A 17891-nucleotide genomic window follows, 5' to 3' on the forward strand; every position below is an offset into this window, starting at 1 on the left:
TAAACTTGTTTAGTATTTGCAAATAAAATATAAACTTTTTTACATTTATTTTTTTATGACGGAAATTGAAAGAATTAAATTAGCTGTTAAAACACTGATTAGCTTGGGTGTAGCAAAAAATCAAGAAGAACTTGGAAAATTATTGGGATATAGTAACAAATCCTCTTTTTCACAAGTTTTAAACGGAATAGTACCTTTACCTGATAAGTTCATTGATAAGTTATGTAAACTAGATAAGAGGTTAAGAAAGGCATGGGTTGTTAATGAATTCGGTCATATCTTGATAAAAAAAGAAGACAGTAAACAAGTTTATATTAATGAGGGTATTGATATTGGTCAGTATGAAAAAGAAAAAGAAGTTGAAAGTAAAAAAAAATTCAACTATACTATTGATTATCAATATAAAGAGCTTGCAGAATCAAGACTTGAGGTTATAAATTCAAAGGATAAAACAATAGCGTTGCTTGAAAAAGAAGTTGCCAGATTAGAGCAACAACTCCTAAAGATAACACAGGATAAAAGCGTTTCTGAAAATGAGCCAAATTACCCTAAACGAGTACCTGCGAATAAGTAGTAATTAATTAAAAATGTTAACTATTTAAAAATCAATAGTTTAATGTTTTTTATAAGTTTATTTACTGCATTTGGGGGTGTGCTTTGGCTTTTTTTTGTTTTATTTTTGCCTTTTTTTATACATTTGGGGAGAGTCTATACTGTATTTTTATGTATTGAAAACTGAACCCAACACTGAACCCAACACTGAACCCAATACAAAAAACGATAGTTTTTTACGGTTTTGTAAGCATTACGGTTTTTTAGGTTTAAATAGGAGTTATTTGTTGTTTAAATAAGATTTAAAATTGGTTTAAACACTTGTTTTTAGCGTATTTAAGGCTATATTTAGTATCTTTATATGGTAACGGTTACAATCGTGGTTTATACTAGCTTTTTTTATATGCTAATTATATGGTATTATATGTTATGAGTACATTTCTATTTTGCACAAAAAAACCTCTCAATGTTCGTGAGAGGTTAATTTTACTAACTTTTTCGGGCTTTTTTATATTATGTCTTTTGGTTATTTGTTTTTAGTGGCCATACATTGTTTTTTGGTTACATAAAATCAAGAAATACAGATTTTATGTAACCAAAATGTTAATTAAATCTAAAAGTATAAGGACTTGTGACTTTTTGAATATCATTTTTCTAAATTAGAATTCTCTAATCGTCGAATTAGATTATATTTGCCATCTGAAAAATGCCGATATGAAATTTGATTTACTTAAGAAAGACCCACAAACAAAAGCCAGAGCAGGAACAATAACTACCGATCACGGTGTGATTGAAACCCCGATTTTTATGCCTGTAGGTACAGTTGCATCAGTAAAAGGTGTGCACCAAAGAGAGCTTAAAGAAGAAATAAATCCAGATATTATTCTTGGAAATACCTATCATTTATATTTGCGTCCACAAACCGAAATCCTTGAAAAAGCAGGTGGTTTGCATAAATTTATGAATTGGGACAGGAACATTTTGACTGATTCTGGTGGTTATCAAGTGTATTCACTTTCTGCCAACAGAAAAATTAAGGAAGAAGGTGTTAAGTTTAAATCACATATTGATGGTTCGTATCATTTTTTTACGCCTGAAAATGTAATGGAAATTCAGCGTACCATTGGTGCAGATATTATCATGGCATTTGATGAGTGTACGCCTTATCCTTGCGATTATCGTTATGCACAACGCTCGATGAAAATGACTCATAGATGGTTAGATCGTTGTATCAATCATTTGGATAAATTGCCATTTAAATATGGTTATGAACAAACTTTTTTTCCAATTGTACAAGGAAGTTGTTATAAAGATTTGCGCGAACAATCGGCAGAATATATTGCCAATGCTGGAGCACAAGGAAATGCTATTGGAGGACTTTCGGTAGGAGAACCAGCGGAAGAAATGTATGCTATGACCGAAATAGTAACTGCAATCTTACCAGAAGACAAACCTAGATATTTGATGGGTGTGGGAACACCAATAAATATATTAGAAAATATTGCTCTTGGAATCGATATGTTCGATTGTGTAATGCCAACAAGAAACGCTCGTAACGGAATGTTGTTTACTGCAAATGGAACAATAAACATAAAAAATAAAAAATGGGAAGCCGATTTTTCTCCAGTAGATGAAATGGGACTCACATTTGTAGATACCGAATATTCTAAAGCATATTTGCGTCATCTTTTTGCTGCCAATGAGTATTTAGGAAAACAAATTGCGACCATACACAATCTTGGTTTTTATATGTGGTTGGTTCGTGAAGCTAGAAAACATATCATAGCAGGAGATTTCCGTGAATGGAAAGAAATTATGGTTAAGAATATGAGCCAGAGATTGTAAATAGGTTTAACTGTTTAATCGTTAATTCGGTTAAACGATTAAACAAATAACCGATTAAACATTACATGCTAACAATACTAGATAAATACATTCTCAAAAGATATTTAGCCACTTTTTCGGTGATGTTGCTTTTGTTTATTCCTATTGGAATTACAGTCGATGTTGCTGAAAAAATAAATAAAATCCTTGAAAACAAAGTACCTATCGATAAGGTTTTGTCTTATTATGTCGATTTTGTAATTTATTTTACAAACTTTTTGTTTCCTATTTTTCTGTTTCTATCTATTATTTGGTTTACAGCTAAACTTGCAAATAATACCGAAATTATTGCCATTTTAAGCTCGGGGATATCATTTAGACGATTCTTACGACCTTACATTATTGGTGCAACAATGGTATCGATATTTGCTTTACTTATGGGTTTTTTTCTAGCACCCAAAGCTGCCGAAGGTTTCAAAAACTTTAGGTATTTATATCTAATAGGGAACGGGAAAAGCGAAATGCGGGAAACCAGCGATGTGTACAGGCAAATTAGTGACACGGAGTTTATTTATGTAAGTAATTTTAACCAAGAAGCAAAAACAGGCTATAATTTTGTTTTCGAAAAGTTTAATGGAGAAAAATTAGTTTACAAAATTTCTGCTTCATCAATACTATGGAATCCAACGAGTAAAACCTATACCTTATTAAATTATAATAAAAGAACTGTTGGCGAATTAGATGACAAAATTGAAACAGAATTTTCAAAGTCAATGAAATTTAATTTTGATTTAGATGACTTAACGCCAGTTGTTTATATTGCTGAAACCCTAAATTTAGGGGATTTGAATAAGTTTATCGAAAAAGAAAAAAAGCGAGGCTCTGCAAATATTAACACCTATTTAGTTGTAAAATATAGAAAATATAGTATTCCAATTTCGGCATTTATCTTAACCATTATTGCAGTAGCGGTTTCTTCGATGAAGCGCCGTGGCGGGATGGGAATAAACCTTGCTATAGGTATTGCTATTGCTTTTAGTTATGTTTTTTTAGATAAAATATTTGGCACAATGGCCGAAAAATCATCTATAAACCCACTAATCGCAGTTTGGATACCTAATATTATTTTTGGAGTCATGGCTTATTTTTTACTCCGAAATGCAAGAAGATAAAAATTTACAAAGTTATCTCAAACTTCATTTAATCGTATTTATTTGGGGATTTACAGCAGTATTGGGTGAATTAATCTCGTTAGAAGCCTTGCCTTTAGTTTGGTACCGCATGACTTTTGCTACAGGTTTTATTGTACTGTTTATTGCTTTCAAAAAAATTCCATTAAAACTTCCAACTAAAACAATAATAGGGCTTCTTTTTGCAGGATTAATAATTGCTTTGCACTGGCTCACTTTTTTTAAAGCTATTAAAGAATCTAATATTTCAGTTACATTGGCTTGTTTAGCAACTGGTGCATTTTTTACTTCAATATTAGAACCCATTTTTTACAATCGAAAAGTGATTCTTTATGAAGTTCTCTTTGGACTTATTGTAATTATTGGACTATATATTATTTTTCAAGTTGAAGGAAATTACATTTACGGAATAATCTTAGCATTATCATCAGCATTTCTTTCGGCATTATTTTCGGTAATAAACGGTAAATATGCAGTCAAATATGACCCAACTCTTATCTCATTCTATGAAATTTTAGGAGGCGTAATGTGCTTGACAATATTCATGTTGTTTAGCCAAAGTTTCAGTATTAGTTTTTTTCAACCTTCAGCCAACGATTTACTTTGGTTACTGGTTTTAAGTTCTGTTTGTACAGCTTATGCCTTTATCGCATCGGTTGGTGTTATGAAATATTTGAGTCCATATACGGTAATGCTTACCATCAATCTCGAACCTATTTACGGGATAATTCTAGCGTTAATTGTTTTTAATGACAAAGAAAAAATGAGCACTCAATTTTACATCGGTGCTTTAATCATTTTATCTACAGTGATTTTGAATGGCGTTTTAAAAAATAGAAAAAAGTAATTTTTTTAGGAGCTATTTCCAGCTGTCATTCCAATCTTTTCTTTTTTAAAGAAAAAAAAGAAAAGGATTTTCCCTTCCATCTGGGCTAGGGCATTCAAATCAAAAGAAACTGATTTTTTCAATCTTTAAATTTTTCAATCTTTAAATTTAAAACTATCTTTGCTTTTCAAACCTAAACAAAATACAAAAATCTTATGGAATATTTAGATTTTGAATTACCTATAAAAGAACTCCTAGAACAATTAGACAAATGTCAAATAATTGGAGAAGAATCTAGTGTTGATGTTACAGAAACCTGTAAACTAATTAGCCAAAAACTAGAAGACACCAAGAAAGATATATACGGAAACTTAACCGCTTGGCAACGAGTACAATTATCACGTCATCCTAGTCGTCCTTATACTTTAGAGCATATAACTAACCTTACAAAAGGAACTTTTCTTGAACTTTTTGGCGACAGAAACTTCAAAGATGACAAAGCGATGATTGGTGGTCTAGGAAAAATAGGAGATCAGTCTTTTATGTTTGTAGGACAACAAAAAGGTATTAATACAAAAATGCGTCAATTTCGTAATTTTGGTATGCCAAATCCTGAAGGTTATCGTAAAGCGTTGCGACTAATGAAAATGGCAGAAAAATTTAATATTCCTGTAGTTACATTAATCGATACTCCTGGAGCATTTCCAGGAATTGAAGCCGAAGAAAGAGGACAAGGAGAAGCTATTGCAAGAAACATTCTTGAAATGGTAAGACTTAAAGTGCCAATTATCTGTGTTATTGTAGGAGAAGGAGCATCTGGTGGTGCTTTAGGAATAGGTGTTGGAGACAGAGTGTTGATGATGGAAAACACATGGTATTCGGTAATTTCTCCAGAATCATGTTCTTCTATTTTATGGAAAAGCTGGGAATATAAAGAACAAGCTGCAGAAGCATTAAAACTAACTTCAGCTGATATGAAAAGACAAAAATTAGTCGATGATATTATTCCAGAACCATTAGGAGGTGCACATTATGATAAAGCAACTGCTTTCAAAACGGTCGAAGAATATATTCTTAAAGCTTTCAACGAACTTAAAGACTTATCAACAACCGATTTAGTTTCTCAAAGAATGGATAAATACAGTAAAATGGGCGAATACAACGAGTAAAACCTTACTTTTTTATATAATAACCGTCTCGTTCCAAAACGAGACGGTTTTTTTTGGTTGTTAACACAAAATTAAAGTTGTTAACACAAGTTATTCACAATCTAATGATTGTTTTTATTTCAATTTGATGGTATTAAAACCTAAATTCGCAGTATGGAAAATTTCAAGAATATAAACCCTGTAAGAGTAGATAAAACTACGATTATAAACCTAGAAAAAGGAAAGCTGCCACCACAAGTTCTCGATTTAGAAGAAGCTGTGCTTGGAGCCATGATGATTGATAAAAAAGGGGTAGACGAGGTAATTGATATTCTTCAGCCTGATGCTTTTTATAAAGATGGACACAAATATATTTTTGAAGCCATAGTTACTTTGTTTAATGATTCTCAACCTGTCGATTTGCTTACAGTTTCTGCTCAATTGCGAAAAATGAGCAAACTAGATTTGGCTGGTGGCGATTTTTATTTAATTCAACTTACCCAAAAAATATCATCTTCGGCACATATCGAATTTCACTCAAGGATTATTCTGCAAAAATACATTCAACGAAGTTTGATAAAAATTTCTTCAGAAATTATTGAAGAATCCTACGACGAAACTACTGATGTTTTCGATTTGCTAGACAAAGCCGAATCTAAATTATATGAAGTAACGCAAGGAAATATAAAACGAAGTTCCGAAACGGCACAAAGTTTAGTAATTCAAGCCAAGAAACGTATTGAAGAAATTGCTGGTAAAGAAGGCCTTTCTGGAATTGCAACTGGTTTCGAAAAATTAGACAAAGTAACTTCTGGCTGGCAACCATCAGATTTAATAATTATTGCGGCTCGTCCAGGTATGGGTAAAACAGCATTTGTACTATCAATGGCGAGAAATGTGGCTATCGATTTTGGTCATGCCGTGGCATTATTTTCTCTAGAGATGTCTTCTGTCCAGTTAATAACTCGACTTATTTCTTCTGAAACAGGTTTGTCTTCGGAAAAATTAAGAACTGGAAAACTCGAAAAGCACGAATGGGAACAATTAAGTGTTAAAGTAAAAGATCTCGAAAAAGCACCTTTGTATATAGATGATTCACCATCACTTTCTATTTTCGATTTGCGTGCAAAAGCCAGACGTTTGAAGTCGCAACATGATATCAAAATCATTATTGTCGATTATCTTCAATTAATGACTGCCGGTGGAAACGGAAAAGGACCAGGAAATCGTGAGCAAGAAATATCGACTATTTCTAGAAATTTAAAGGCTTTGGCCAAAGAATTGGAAGTGCCTGTAATAGCACTTTCGCAGTTATCGCGTGCGGTAGAAACACGTGGTTCTAGTAAAAGACCTTTACTTTCTGACCTTCGTGAATCGGGAGCGATAGAGCAAGATGCGGATATTGTTTCGTTTATTTATCGCCCTGAATATTATAAAATTGATGAATGGGACGACGATGAACATTCGCCAACACAAGGTCAAGCCGAATTTATTATAGCTAAACACCGTAATGGTAGTTTAGAAAACGTACGTCTAAAATTTATTGGAAACTTAGGTAAATTTGACAATCTTGAGGATTATTCTGGTGGGGATGATTATTTGCCATCAACAATGAATTTGGGTCAAGATGACAATCCTTTTCAAACTAAAAATTTACCATCTGCTAATGAAGCTTTTGGTAGTAGTTCTAATAATTTTGATGACGATAGTGATGTTCCTTTTTAAGTTAATATTGTAAAATAAAAAATGAGGCTTCCGAAAGGAAGCCTCATTTAGTTTAAAACTGTTTTAAAACTATTGTTTAATTAGTTTCATTGTTTTAGTTTGATTGTTGTCATTAGTTACTTTCATCAAATAAATACCGCTTGGATAATTATTTAAATCTAGTTTAGTAATACCTAAATCGATAGTTTCAGATTTGATTATTTTTCCAATCAAATCATAAACAACTATATTACCTCGTGTTTCACTATTTAGAGTAAATATATCACTTGAAGGATTTGGGTATATGGTAAGTTTTGATGAAAACTCAAAATCACTTGTGCTTAAAAATGGTGAGCAAGCATTTCCTGTAGTTACGCCACCGGGTAATACCCAGTTAGACGTTGTGCCTGACCGTGCAAAATTAGTTAATGTACCCGTATTACCATTTCCGCTTGCATCGGTTAGAGTATTTATAGTGCTATTATCGGCACCATTCTGGCCTTGATTAAATTGATAATAAGACAGTAAACCAGTTTGACCCGTTGGTAATTCACAATTCATGTTGTTCATAATTTCAGCTTGAGTTAAAGCACGGTTCCAAAGGCGAACTTCGTCTAAATTACCATTTAAATAACCATCAAAACCAGTACGCTGACGCACGCCAATATTGGTTACATTGGTAGTAATAGTTCCTGGATTGGCATAAGTGAAATTATCTGTATTTATTCCGTTAATATATAAACTTGCAGTTGTTGCTGAAGTTCTCACAAAAGATACGTGTGTCCAAGTATTCAAAGGTAATTTACCTGATGTTCCAGATACAACAAGACCTACTGCGGAAGCGTTACGCAAAACAATCTCAAAACCAGCGGTACCACCCAATTTGGTGAAAGAAAACATAGGATTATCGTCTATTGTATTACCCTCAGCATATATAGTTTGATAAGAACCTGCATTTGTAGTATATACCCAGGCTTCTATAGTAAAATTAGTAAGGTTTGAAAGAGGTTGTGTTGCAACAGTTATTCTATCATTAAATCCATCAAAATTAAGTGCTGCCGCAGAAACACTCATTTTATGAACAAAAATATCTCGCACGCCGAAAGATGTCAAATTAGAAACACCTACATTGGGATCGAAATCTGCAGTCCCTTCAAAATTACCGGTAGTATATACATTCCCTGATGCATCCACAGTAATTCCATAACCCCTCTCACTACCCGAACCACCCATAGCTTTTGCCCATACCATATTGCCCGATGTATCTAGTTTAGATGCAAAAACATCATTACCACCCGCAGAAGTAAGATTTAATATGCCGGCATTTGGGTCAAAATCTACAGTTCCAAAAAAAGAACCTGTAGTGTACACATTGCCCGTGGTATCTATAGCAATACTATAAGCATAATCACTGCCCGTACTGCCCATCGCTTTTGCCCATACAAAATTGCCTGAGGCATTTAGTTTAGATATAAAAACATCTTGAACACCTGATGAAGTAAGATTAAAAACTCCAACATTGGGATCAAAATCTGCAATTCCTTCAAAATAACCTGTAGTGTACACATTGCCCGTGGTATCTACAGCAATACTATAAGCATAATCACTGCCCGTACCGCCCATAACTTTTGCCCATACCAAATTGCCTGAGGCATCTAGTTTAGATATAAAAAAATCTGCGGAACCACCAGCCGAAGCAAGATTAAAAACTCCAGCATTTGGGTCAAAATCTGCATTTCCTTCAAAATAACCTGTAGTGTACACATTGCCCGCTGTATCGGCAACTATACCATAACCAATAACACCGATTGTACTAGTCATGGCTTTTGCCCACACAAAATTGCCCGATGCATCTAATTTAGATACAAAAACACCTAAACTACCACCTGCAGAAGTAGAAGTAAGATTAAAAACGCCAGCATTAGGGTCAAAATCTGCAGTTCCTTGAAAATAACCTGTAGTGTATACATTGCCTATTGGATCTAAAGCTATACCATAACCAATATCAGTGCTCGTACCACCCATCGCTTTTGCCCATACCAAATTGCCCGATGCATTTAGTTTAGATACAAAAACATCTACAGTAGCACCAGTCGCAACAAGATTAAAAACGCCAGCATTAGGGTCAAAATCTACAGTCCCTTGAAATCGACCTGTAGTATACACGTTACCTGCGGCATCTACCGAAATACCATGACCAATATCAACGCCCGCACCACCTAGGGCTTTCGCCCATACTAAATTACCAGATGAATCTAGTTTAGATACAAAAACATCATTAGAACCACTAGCCGAAGTAAGATTAAAAACTCCAGTATTTGGGTCAAAATCTACAGTTCCCGAAAATTGACCTATAGTATATACATTGCCTGCAGCATCTACAGTGACGCTTCTTGAATCATCAATCCCAGTGCTGCCAACTGCTTTCGCCCAAGCTAAGTTAGGGCTTTGTGCGTGCATATTAGTAAATTGTAATAGGACAAAAAACAAGAAAAATGTAAGCGTTCTGGTGCCTACTCTTTGTGTTGTAAAAAATTGTGTTTGTTTGGCAGGTAATTTTTTGTTCATAAAAATTAGATTTGAAATTGTTAACAGTATTTGAATTTTTGGTTATTTAAATTATTAATTAAATTCTTATATAAAAGTAGTGTATTTAAAATTAAAGTCATCCGAGGGGAAACCCCTGATTTTTTGATTTATAAATCCATTTTTAAAAAATATTTTGAAAGCTAATTTAATTTTATTTAAAAAGCCCGCACTCCCCGCAAAGCCAAATATGTAGTCTTAAGTAATGCAAGTACATCACCATTAACTACATTAATACAAAAAGCATTATCACCTCTAACAGTACTACTCCAGTAATTACTATCTTGAGCTCCTAAAGGCGTATGACCTCCGTTAAACAATGCTCTGTTAGTTTCTAAAACATTTTGATACAGTTTGGATAACTCATCTATACTTGGAATATACCAACCAGTACCTAAAGTATTTATGTATGCTCTACATGGGCTGGCAACGGCCATTAGATTAGTATTGTAAAGACCATCCCAACTTCGGTTGATATATATAGGCGGTGCAGTATTATACATTGTAGTAAGTCCTTCGGTAAGAGCTAAAATCAAACCGTGTTCTAAACCGTCGTTCCCTTTATATAAATAAAAAATAATGCCTCCATTAAAATTTTCGCCAAGATAATGTGTAAAACCGCCCACTTTTGCATTAGCACTAAACAAGGCATATGGCACACTCATAAGTTGTTGTGTTCCAGTTATACTGTATGTAGTACCTCCTGTTGGGTCTGTTTCGGTTTTGATAAAATAAGGACCGTTTGCCCAGCTAATCCCAGCAAAAGTTCCTATTACAGGTGTTCCGTTACCAATTTCTAAACTAATCAAACCATTAGCATTGGTGCTTGCCGTTTGGGTTTCGTTGTATATTACAGTACCCACTGCGCTGCCTTGCAAAACACTAATTTTTACGCCTATTGTTGTATTTGTAACGAGTGCATCGCTACTGTTGCGAATTACGGCTTGGTAACTCATTTTTTGTGGAGCCTGCGCAGATAGATTTACTGTTATTAAAAAAATTAGGAGAGAATAAATATTTTTCATTTTTTTACTGTTTAATTATTTTAAATGTTTTTACTTCTTTATTATTGTTTATTACTTTCAAAAAATAGACTGCACATTCCAGGTTTTCCATGTAAATTGTTTCTGACACACCCGCTATTTTTCGGTTTTCTATTAATTTACCAGTAATGCTTATTAATTGATAGGATAAATTAGCAAGTTCTTTGCCACCAACTTTTAGTATTAAGTAATCAGTAGTCGGGTTTGGGAAAACAGATACATTTAAACTTATCTGATTATGTTCTAGACCCAATACAGTTTGGATTTCATATGGGTTTTGCAGGCCTTGCGCTACAGTTCCACTCGTACCAGTGATGTTCGTACAAAACACTTGTCCTATACTATAAGTAATTGTTCCTTCGGTTCCTATTGCAGTTCCTCCTGCAACAATAGAACCCATTTGTGAAAACAAAAAATTATTAATGAGTAATAAAATAATTACAAAAGCTTGTTTATTTAAAAAAATATTTTTTTCCATTTATAAAATTTTATTTAAATGAGTTTATGAAAGACAAAACCCCTGAATTTTGATAAAATAAATTACAAAAATCCAATTGTTTTAAATTAGTTTCAAAAATAGCGATAAGAAAGATAAGATAGTAGCCCATTAGGACATGCTTTTTGAAAATTAAATATTTTTGAGGTCTATCTAAAATCCGAAGGTAATTTTCCGAATCTTTTTTTGAAAGCTGCTGTAAATTTGCTTGCACTTTCGTACCCGGTTAAAACAAAGATATGATTAATTAAAACATCCGAGTTTTCTAGCAATTGTTTTGCTAAAAGCATGTTTTTTTCTTTATGATATTGCAACATCGAAAAACCATAAATTGTTTTAAAGTTCGATTTTAATTTAGTTGGCGACATATTTATTTGCTGCGCTATTGCATTTACTCCAATGAATGGTGCATTTAAGTTGAGTAATATTATTTTCTCGGCATTCGATATTTTTGCATAATCAATATTGCTCAACGAAATATTATCTGGAATACGATTATCATAGAAAGCATTATCAAAAAAATTATTAATTAGTTCGATTGCACTGATTTTTAAATCTTCAGTATTAAAAATCCCAGCTTTTTCGTTGGTAAGAATTTCTGACATTTTTCTAGAAACATCATTTGCTTTTGGTGCAATGTCTAACCAGGTATAAAAACCAATTTCTAAGTCTAGAAAATCATTAAATGCAATTTTATTTTCTTTGTTATTAATGACAATATTTTTGTCTGCCCATTTTTTATCAAACACAAAATTATAAAAATTGCCTTTTGTATTTTTATAGAAATAGGTTTCGACTTGTGTATTTGGTTTGTAGAATGTCCAACAAGTGCTACGTAATTTTGTGTTTTTGCCGTCGGCATTTTTTATAGGAAACTCGTATTCAAAAACCGAAAATGATAAAATGTAGTAATTGCTTTCTTGGTTTTCATCATAAATTGCTTTGGCCCTTATATTCTCTTTTATATCGATATGGGTAGCCAAAATCGAAAAGTTTTCTTCAATTTCTCTATAGTACATAACGCCCTTGCAAAACGGATTGTTAGAATAAATGCCCTGCTCGAGTATTTTATTTCTTGCCACTGGAAGTTCTATAACGCTATCGACCATTATTTTGGCAGAGTTAGATAAATAAGGTAATTCAAAAAAACCATCTTTGTATAAAAAAAGATATTTTTCTAGTAGTTTGTCCCATTTAGATTTTGCCATATTTTTCAAATGTAATGCATCTTTTAGTTATAATCCTTTAAAATTGATTGTAAAGTTGTAAGATTAAAAAATAAATATATACAAGGGTAAACCCCTGATTTTTAAATAAAAAAAGCTCCCAAAATATTTTTTGGAAGCCTTAATTTATTTAAAACAGTTTTAAATCTATTGTTTTATCAACTTCATTGTTTTAGTTTGATTACCGTCATTAGTAACTTTCATCAAATAAATACCATTTGGATAATTACTTAAATCTAATTTTGTAATACCTAAATCGATAGTTTCTGATTTGATTATTTTACCTATCAAATCATAAACAACTATATTACCTCGTGTTTCACTATTTATTGAAAACACATTACTTGAAGGATTTGGGTACACTGATAATTTTGATGAGAATTCGAAATCTGCAGCATTTAAAAATGTAGAACAAGTATTTCCTGTTGTTACACCACCAGTTCCTATCCAATTTGAAGTTGTTCCTGTAAGTGTAAATCCGTTTAATGTTCCATTATTAGAATTTCCACTAGAATCGGTGATTGTATTTATTGAAGTATTGCTTGCATTATCAATTCCTTGATTAAATTTGTAATAAGCCAATAAGCCTGTTTGACCACTACCTAATTCGCAATTCATATTGTTTGCAATTTCGGCTTGTGGCAAATCTCTGTTCCAAATTCTAACTTCGTCTATTTTACCACCAAAAGCAAAAGAAGCATTTGCAACAGCATCTTGTGGTGTTCCAATATAAAGTGCGTTTGTATTGGTAACCGGTGGTGTAACTCCTGTATAAGTAGCATCTAAAACTCCATTTATGTATATATTAACAATACCATTTTTAAATGTTGCCGCAACATGTGCCCAAGTATTTTGGCTTATAGTACTGGTACTAAAATATTCTCTATTTCCAAATCGTAAAGCTAATTTGTTATTTTGGTATATCCAAAAAGAATATCCTGTGCTTGTTGCAAAAACATCTTTACCAATTATACAATCATCTGTATTTAAAACATTTCTATATACCATTGCTTCCAAAGAAATATTTCCTGTAATATTCAATAAAGCAGAATTCCCGCAATTTACATAATCGTTTACTCCATCAAAATCTAATCCAGCACCATTAATATTTACTTGAACCGATCTTCTAAGACTTTCGCAACCTGATATGGTTTGAGAAACATAATACAAACCAGTTACTAATGGAGTTGTACTTACTAAAGCAGTTCCACCTGTTGAAACTACATACCATTTTAAAGCAGTTCCTGTTGCTACAAGATTGGCAACAGTAGCCCCTGTATTAAAAGTTTGAGGGGAAGTAGCCGTTGGTATAGCCGTTGTGTTTACTGTTACAGTCACAGCCGTTCTAGGGCTTTCGCAAGTTCCAGTTGTTTGTGTGACATAGTAAGTTCCTGTAGCTAATACTGTTGTAGAAACCAAAGCTGTTCCTCCTGTAGCAACATTATACCATTTGATAGTGGTTCCTGTAGCAGTTAAATTGGCAACTGTTGAGCCTGTACAAAAAACTTGAGGACTTGTAACCGACAAAGGAGCTGGGCTCATCGTTCCTGTTACTACACCTCCTGGTGTTACCCAGTTTGAGGTAGCTCCTGTAAGGGCAAAATTAGTAAGTGTTCCAGTATTTGCATTACCACTAGAGTCTGTTAGAGTTGTAATAGCAGCATTATTTGCTGAAGCAATTCCTTGATTAAATTTGTAATAGGCTACCAGTCCTACTTGTCCAGAAGGTAACTCTCCATTCATATTATTTTGAATCTCACATTGTGGCAAAACTCTATTCCAAATGCGAACTTCATCCATTTTACCACCAAGTAGATTTTGAAGTGCATCAAAAGAACCAAGTCGCAAAGCACTACCACCAATAAAAGTAGGCACGCTTGCATTTGTTGAAACTAAAGCTCCATTTTTATATAATTTCATCGTAGTTGTTGCTGCATCATAAGTCAAAGCAACATGATACCAAGTATTGGCTACTATAGGAGTTGGATCTTGCACTGCATTCCAAGTGCCATTGTGTCCCGCAGACAATCTGTTTCCATAGCTAGTTGAAGGATACAATGCATGTTGCCCATCAGCGCCTCCAGAAATAAGATTGTTTTGAAGTCCTAAGTTTGAAACATAAAACCAAGCTTCTTTAGTATAAGTTGCCGGCATGATATTTCCCACTTGTACATAATCGTTTGCACCGTCAAAAGATAATGCTGCACCTGCTTGACTAAACATAGTATTGGTAAATAAAACAACAACCAAAGTGGTTATTATTTTAGTGAAAATTTTTCTTCCAATTGAAACATGTTTTTTTGTTCTAAGTACAATTTTTCTCATAATTTATTTTTTGTGTTAATATTTAAAAAAAAGTATTACCTCGGTAATCCTTTAAATCAGATTACAAAGTTGGTGTAATACAAAATGAATTCATATAGGGGGAAACCCCTGATTTTTGATTATATAAAAAGACTTCCAAAAAATATTTTGGAAGCCTTAATTTATTTAAAACAGTTTTAAAACTATTGTTTAATCAATTTCAAGGTTTTAGTTTCATTATTTTCATTAGTCACTTTCATCAAATAAATTCCACTTGGATAATCGCTTAAATCTAGTTTTGTAATCCCTAAATCGATGGTTTCAGATTTAATAATTTTTCCAATTAAATCATAAACAACTATATTACCACTAGTATCACTGTTTATTGAAAACAAATCACTTGAAGGATTAGGATATACTGACAATTTAGATGAGAAATTATAACTTTCATTTCCAAGAGTTCCTGAAAATTCTGATGCTCCAATGTCTGGAGTGGTTACATCTCTTGTTATGCCAAAATAGTCCGTAGTTATTGCTGGTGATGTTATTGGCAAACCAGCATTATTGGCAACCGATACTACACCATCTGCCAATCGTAAAAAATCTACATTAGAACCATCTGTACTTGTAAAAGGTGTACTTGTTTCGGTAACAGAGTTTTGGTCACGTGTTGCCATTCTGGCTTTGAATGCCGCAAGTGTTGTATCGCTGTTTGCTCCATCAGAAAAAATAACAGGTGCATAAAGCAAATTATTATTTGATGAAGTATCGTAAGAAGTAGCATAAATAGCACAATATAGTGCTCTTGCACTTCCTGTACCAGATACTACCGATTTGTTAATAAATATATTGTTTCTAGAAATTAACGTTCCAGACGAGTTAAAGAATACCGCATTAGAACCTGAATTTCCTGCATTTTTTACCGTTTCGTTTAGCAAAATTGTGTTGTAATACAAACTGGCACTTCCAGTGTTAAGAAGAAGTCCATTTACCCCATTTGGAGAAGTTAAATTTGGTGCTCTTAAATCTGAAATTACATTATTGTAAACCGTTGTATTTCCTGCCGCAGTATTAATTGCTCCAATTGTACCAAGAGAATTAGTAGAAAGATTATATATTTTATTATTAAAAATAGTATTGGTAGGCGAATCCAGACGTATGCCTCTTATTGTACTATTATTAGTAATATTGCTACCAGAAATAACAAGATTATAAATGCTGTTGTTTCCTATTGATACTGTACCAGTTAAACAAATTATTCCATAAAAAGTAGAACCGCCAGCACCGCCAGTACTAGTTGCAAAATTGAATATTTGGTTGTAGCCCATTGTTTTTATTCCTGTACCTCCAGCATCTAAAATTCCAAAAATAGTTCCAGTAGACGGAATAGAAAGATTCTTTATTATATTAGAATTTAAGTTTGTATTTGTACTATTAGAATTCAGCCCATAAATAATTCCTGCTGAACCTGCTATTGAAAATTTAAGATTATCTATGGTGTTTTCTGAGGCGTTCCAGTTGGTTGCTCCAATACTCAAACCATATAAATTCCCACTCATTCCTGTCATAACAATATTTCTGATACTATTACCAATTGTGTTTATAGTGGCTATATTTGAGTTATTCATAATGCCATTTACATCTCCAGTTCCTGCTAAAGGAACACCTACAATCCCTTCTATGGTATTGTAATTCATGTTTAATACGCTAGGCGTAGAATTGTTTGCTATACCAATAACATTTCCCGAAGTACGATTTGTATTACCTAAATTTATAACGTTATCACTTATGTTTACTGTTCCTGTGCCAGTACCTGTATTATTGACGATGCAATACAATGAAGAGGTTCCGCTAGCGCTTTGTAGCTTTATTGCATTGTATGTAATATTTACATTGGCATTATTACCTCCACCTGATACATTTATTCCATACAAAGTATATAGCGTATTTACGCCTGTACCCGTATTATTGTCTATTATATTTCGGGTAATTAAAACATTCCACTGGTTGTTTGCGGTTATGCCGGTTGCAAATGAACCTGCGGTTGCACCACCACCAAAATTTCGAATGGTATTTGATTCGCCAATTATGTTATTATAATCGTCATTAGGTGAAATATTCCCAAAACCATACAAGTGTATACCATTATTCCCACCATCTATTATATTTCCTGCTATTTGATTATTAGAATTGGCACCTGCAACACTAGTTGGTGTTAGAGAGGTTGTTGCTGCCGTTGGTGTCGAATTGACCATAATAATACCTGTAGCACCAGCTGGCATAGGGACACTTCCTGGTGCAAAATTGACACGTTGCATTGTAATATTGTTCTCATAAATGGCATTTTCGTTGCAACCATCGGTAGCACTGGCTTTAAACAAACCAATACCAAATTCCATAGTAGCTGGGTTGGTCGTGTTGCCATCTACAAGCACAAAATAACCAAAATAGATATTGTTTGCTCCAACAAGTTTTACCATTCCATCTGGGCTTGCACTAGCAGGAGTTGCATTTCCTACTCCTGCATTTATAGTGGAGGAACCATTTCCTGATATGTAAATCCTGAAAGCATTTCCCGCCATAGCGGCGTTCAAAGTGGTACTACCAATTGTAAATCCTTTTACAGGAGCGGTTTCTGACCCAGAATTGCCATTAATAAAAACGTTTCCACTAACTGCTGTAATAGCATTTACGGCAACAAGCAAGTTGTCTAACGAGGTGTAGGAGATTGCTAAATTTGGTGTTGTGTTTGTATTCCCTGTTACGGTAAATCCAATTTGTGCGTTTGCATTTGTAAAGCTTAACACCATAAAAAACAGTAGCATTGCAAATGTTTTTGACCAAAATTTTCCTTTTTCAAAGGATTTTTTTTGGTTTTTGAGTAAAATTCTGTTCATAAAAATTGGTTTTTAAAATTAATTACGTTTTTGAATTTTTTAATTATGTGTTTTAATCTTCTAAATTCAGATTACAAAGTTGACCTAATAGAAAA

12 protein-coding genes are annotated in these 17891 nt (G+C 33.3%); 6 read left to right on the forward strand and 6 right to left on the reverse strand.

Going from position 1 to position 17891, the window contains the following annotated elements:
• The first annotated feature begins 55 nt into the window (after positions 1-55).
• From ACH2BP_RS11600 to dnaB, 6 genes are all read left to right on the forward strand, one after another.
• On the forward strand, positions 56-574 hold the full coding sequence (locus ACH2BP_RS11600) for a hypothetical protein (protein ID WP_395060069.1): 519 nt from the start codon (positions 56-58) through the stop codon (positions 572-574).
• Positions 575-1266: 692 nt separating this feature from the next.
• On the forward strand, positions 1267-2397 hold the full coding sequence (tgt, locus tag ACH2BP_RS11605; RefSeq protein ID WP_395060071.1) for a tRNA guanosine(34) transglycosylase Tgt: 1131 nt from the start codon (positions 1267-1269) through the stop codon (positions 2395-2397).
• Between the two features lie 65 nt (positions 2398-2462).
• Positions 2463-3548, forward strand: coding sequence for an LptF/LptG family permease (locus ACH2BP_RS11610; RefSeq protein WP_395060073.1), 1086 nt, complete (start codon positions 2463-2465; stop codon positions 3546-3548).
• Entirely contained in the window at positions 3535-4413 is an 879-nt protein-coding gene (locus ACH2BP_RS11615; RefSeq protein WP_395060075.1) for a DMT family transporter, read from the forward strand. Before ACH2BP_RS11610 ends, ACH2BP_RS11615 begins: the two co-directional genes overlap by 14 nt.
• A 194-nt stretch (positions 4414-4607) precedes the next feature.
• Complete coding sequence (locus ACH2BP_RS11620; protein WP_395060077.1) at positions 4608-5561, forward strand: acetyl-CoA carboxylase carboxyltransferase subunit alpha; 954 nt, start codon at positions 4608-4610, stop codon at positions 5559-5561.
• Positions 5562-5714: 153 nt separating this feature from the next.
• Complete coding sequence (gene dnaB, locus ACH2BP_RS11625) at positions 5715-7265, forward strand: replicative DNA helicase (protein ID WP_395060079.1); 1551 nt, start codon at positions 5715-5717, stop codon at positions 7263-7265.
• A 69-nt stretch (positions 7266-7334) separates the two neighbouring features.
• Here dnaB and ACH2BP_RS11630 read toward each other — a convergent pair whose 3' ends face one another.
• The 6 genes from ACH2BP_RS11630 to ACH2BP_RS11655 form a co-directional block, all read right to left on the reverse strand.
• Complete coding sequence (locus ACH2BP_RS11630; RefSeq protein WP_395060081.1) at positions 7335-9812, reverse strand: SBBP repeat-containing protein; 2478 nt, start codon at positions 9810-9812, stop codon at positions 7335-7337.
• A gap of 176 nt (positions 9813-9988) precedes the next feature.
• Positions 9989-10855, reverse strand: coding sequence for a hypothetical protein (locus ACH2BP_RS11635; RefSeq protein ID WP_395060083.1), 867 nt, complete (start codon positions 10853-10855; stop codon positions 9989-9991).
• A gap of 4 nt (positions 10856-10859) precedes the next feature.
• Positions 10860-11351 carry a T9SS type A sorting domain-containing protein gene (locus ACH2BP_RS11640; RefSeq protein WP_395060085.1) on the reverse strand — a complete coding sequence of 164 codons (492 nt, stop codon included), beginning with the start codon at positions 11349-11351 and terminating at the stop codon, positions 10860-10862.
• A 167-nt stretch (positions 11352-11518) separates the two neighbouring features.
• Complete coding sequence (locus ACH2BP_RS11645; RefSeq protein ID WP_395060087.1) at positions 11519-12577, reverse strand: helix-turn-helix domain-containing protein; 1059 nt, start codon at positions 12575-12577, stop codon at positions 11519-11521.
• Between the two features lie 165 nt (positions 12578-12742).
• On the reverse strand, positions 12743-14920 hold the full coding sequence (locus ACH2BP_RS11650) for a LamG-like jellyroll fold domain-containing protein (protein WP_395060089.1): 2178 nt from the start codon (positions 14918-14920) through the stop codon (positions 12743-12745).
• 182 nt (positions 14921-15102) lie between these two features.
• Positions 15103-17796 carry a T9SS type A sorting domain-containing protein gene (locus ACH2BP_RS11655; protein WP_395060091.1) on the reverse strand — a complete coding sequence of 898 codons (2694 nt, stop codon included), beginning with the start codon at positions 17794-17796 and terminating at the stop codon, positions 15103-15105.
• Positions 17797-17891: the final 95 nt, after the last annotated feature.

The sequence above is a fragment of the Flavobacterium sp. genome, assembly GCF_043756175.1.
In the GTDB taxonomy this organism is placed as follows: domain Bacteria; phylum Bacteroidota; class Bacteroidia; order Flavobacteriales; family Flavobacteriaceae; genus Flavobacterium.

What these genes read in the sequence shown, in the direction of transcription:
- ACH2BP_RS11600 (WP_395060069.1), top strand. Translation starts at nt 56, where the DNA reads ATGACGGAAATTGAAAGAATTAAATTAGCTGTTAAAACACTGATTAGC.
- tgt (WP_395060071.1), top strand. Translation starts at nt 1,267, where the DNA reads ATGAAATTTGATTTACTTAAGAAAGACCCACAAACAAAAGCCAGAGCA.
- ACH2BP_RS11610 (WP_395060073.1), top strand. Translation starts at nt 2,463, where the DNA reads ATGCTAACAATACTAGATAAATACATTCTCAAAAGATATTTAGCCACT.
- ACH2BP_RS11615 (WP_395060075.1), top strand. Translation starts at nt 3,535, where the DNA reads ATGCAAGAAGATAAAAATTTACAAAGTTATCTCAAACTTCATTTAATC.
- ACH2BP_RS11620 (WP_395060077.1), top strand. Translation starts at nt 4,608, where the DNA reads ATGGAATATTTAGATTTTGAATTACCTATAAAAGAACTCCTAGAACAA.
- dnaB (WP_395060079.1), top strand. Translation starts at nt 5,715, where the DNA reads ATGGAAAATTTCAAGAATATAAACCCTGTAAGAGTAGATAAAACTACG.
- ACH2BP_RS11630 (WP_395060081.1), bottom strand. Translation starts at nt 9,812, where the DNA reads ATGAACAAAAAATTACCTGCCAAACAAACACAATTTTTTACAACACAA.
- ACH2BP_RS11635 (WP_395060083.1), bottom strand. Translation starts at nt 10,855, where the DNA reads ATGAAAAATATTTATTCTCTCCTAATTTTTTTAATAACAGTAAATCTA.
- ACH2BP_RS11640 (WP_395060085.1), bottom strand. Translation starts at nt 11,351, where the DNA reads ATGGAAAAAAATATTTTTTTAAATAAACAAGCTTTTGTAATTATTTTA.
- ACH2BP_RS11645 (WP_395060087.1), bottom strand. Translation starts at nt 12,577, where the DNA reads ATGGCAAAATCTAAATGGGACAAACTACTAGAAAAATATCTTTTTTTA.
- ACH2BP_RS11650 (WP_395060089.1), bottom strand. Translation starts at nt 14,920, where the DNA reads ATGAGAAAAATTGTACTTAGAACAAAAAAACATGTTTCAATTGGAAGA.
- ACH2BP_RS11655 (WP_395060091.1), bottom strand. Translation starts at nt 17,796, where the DNA reads ATGAACAGAATTTTACTCAAAAACCAAAAAAAATCCTTTGAAAAAGGA.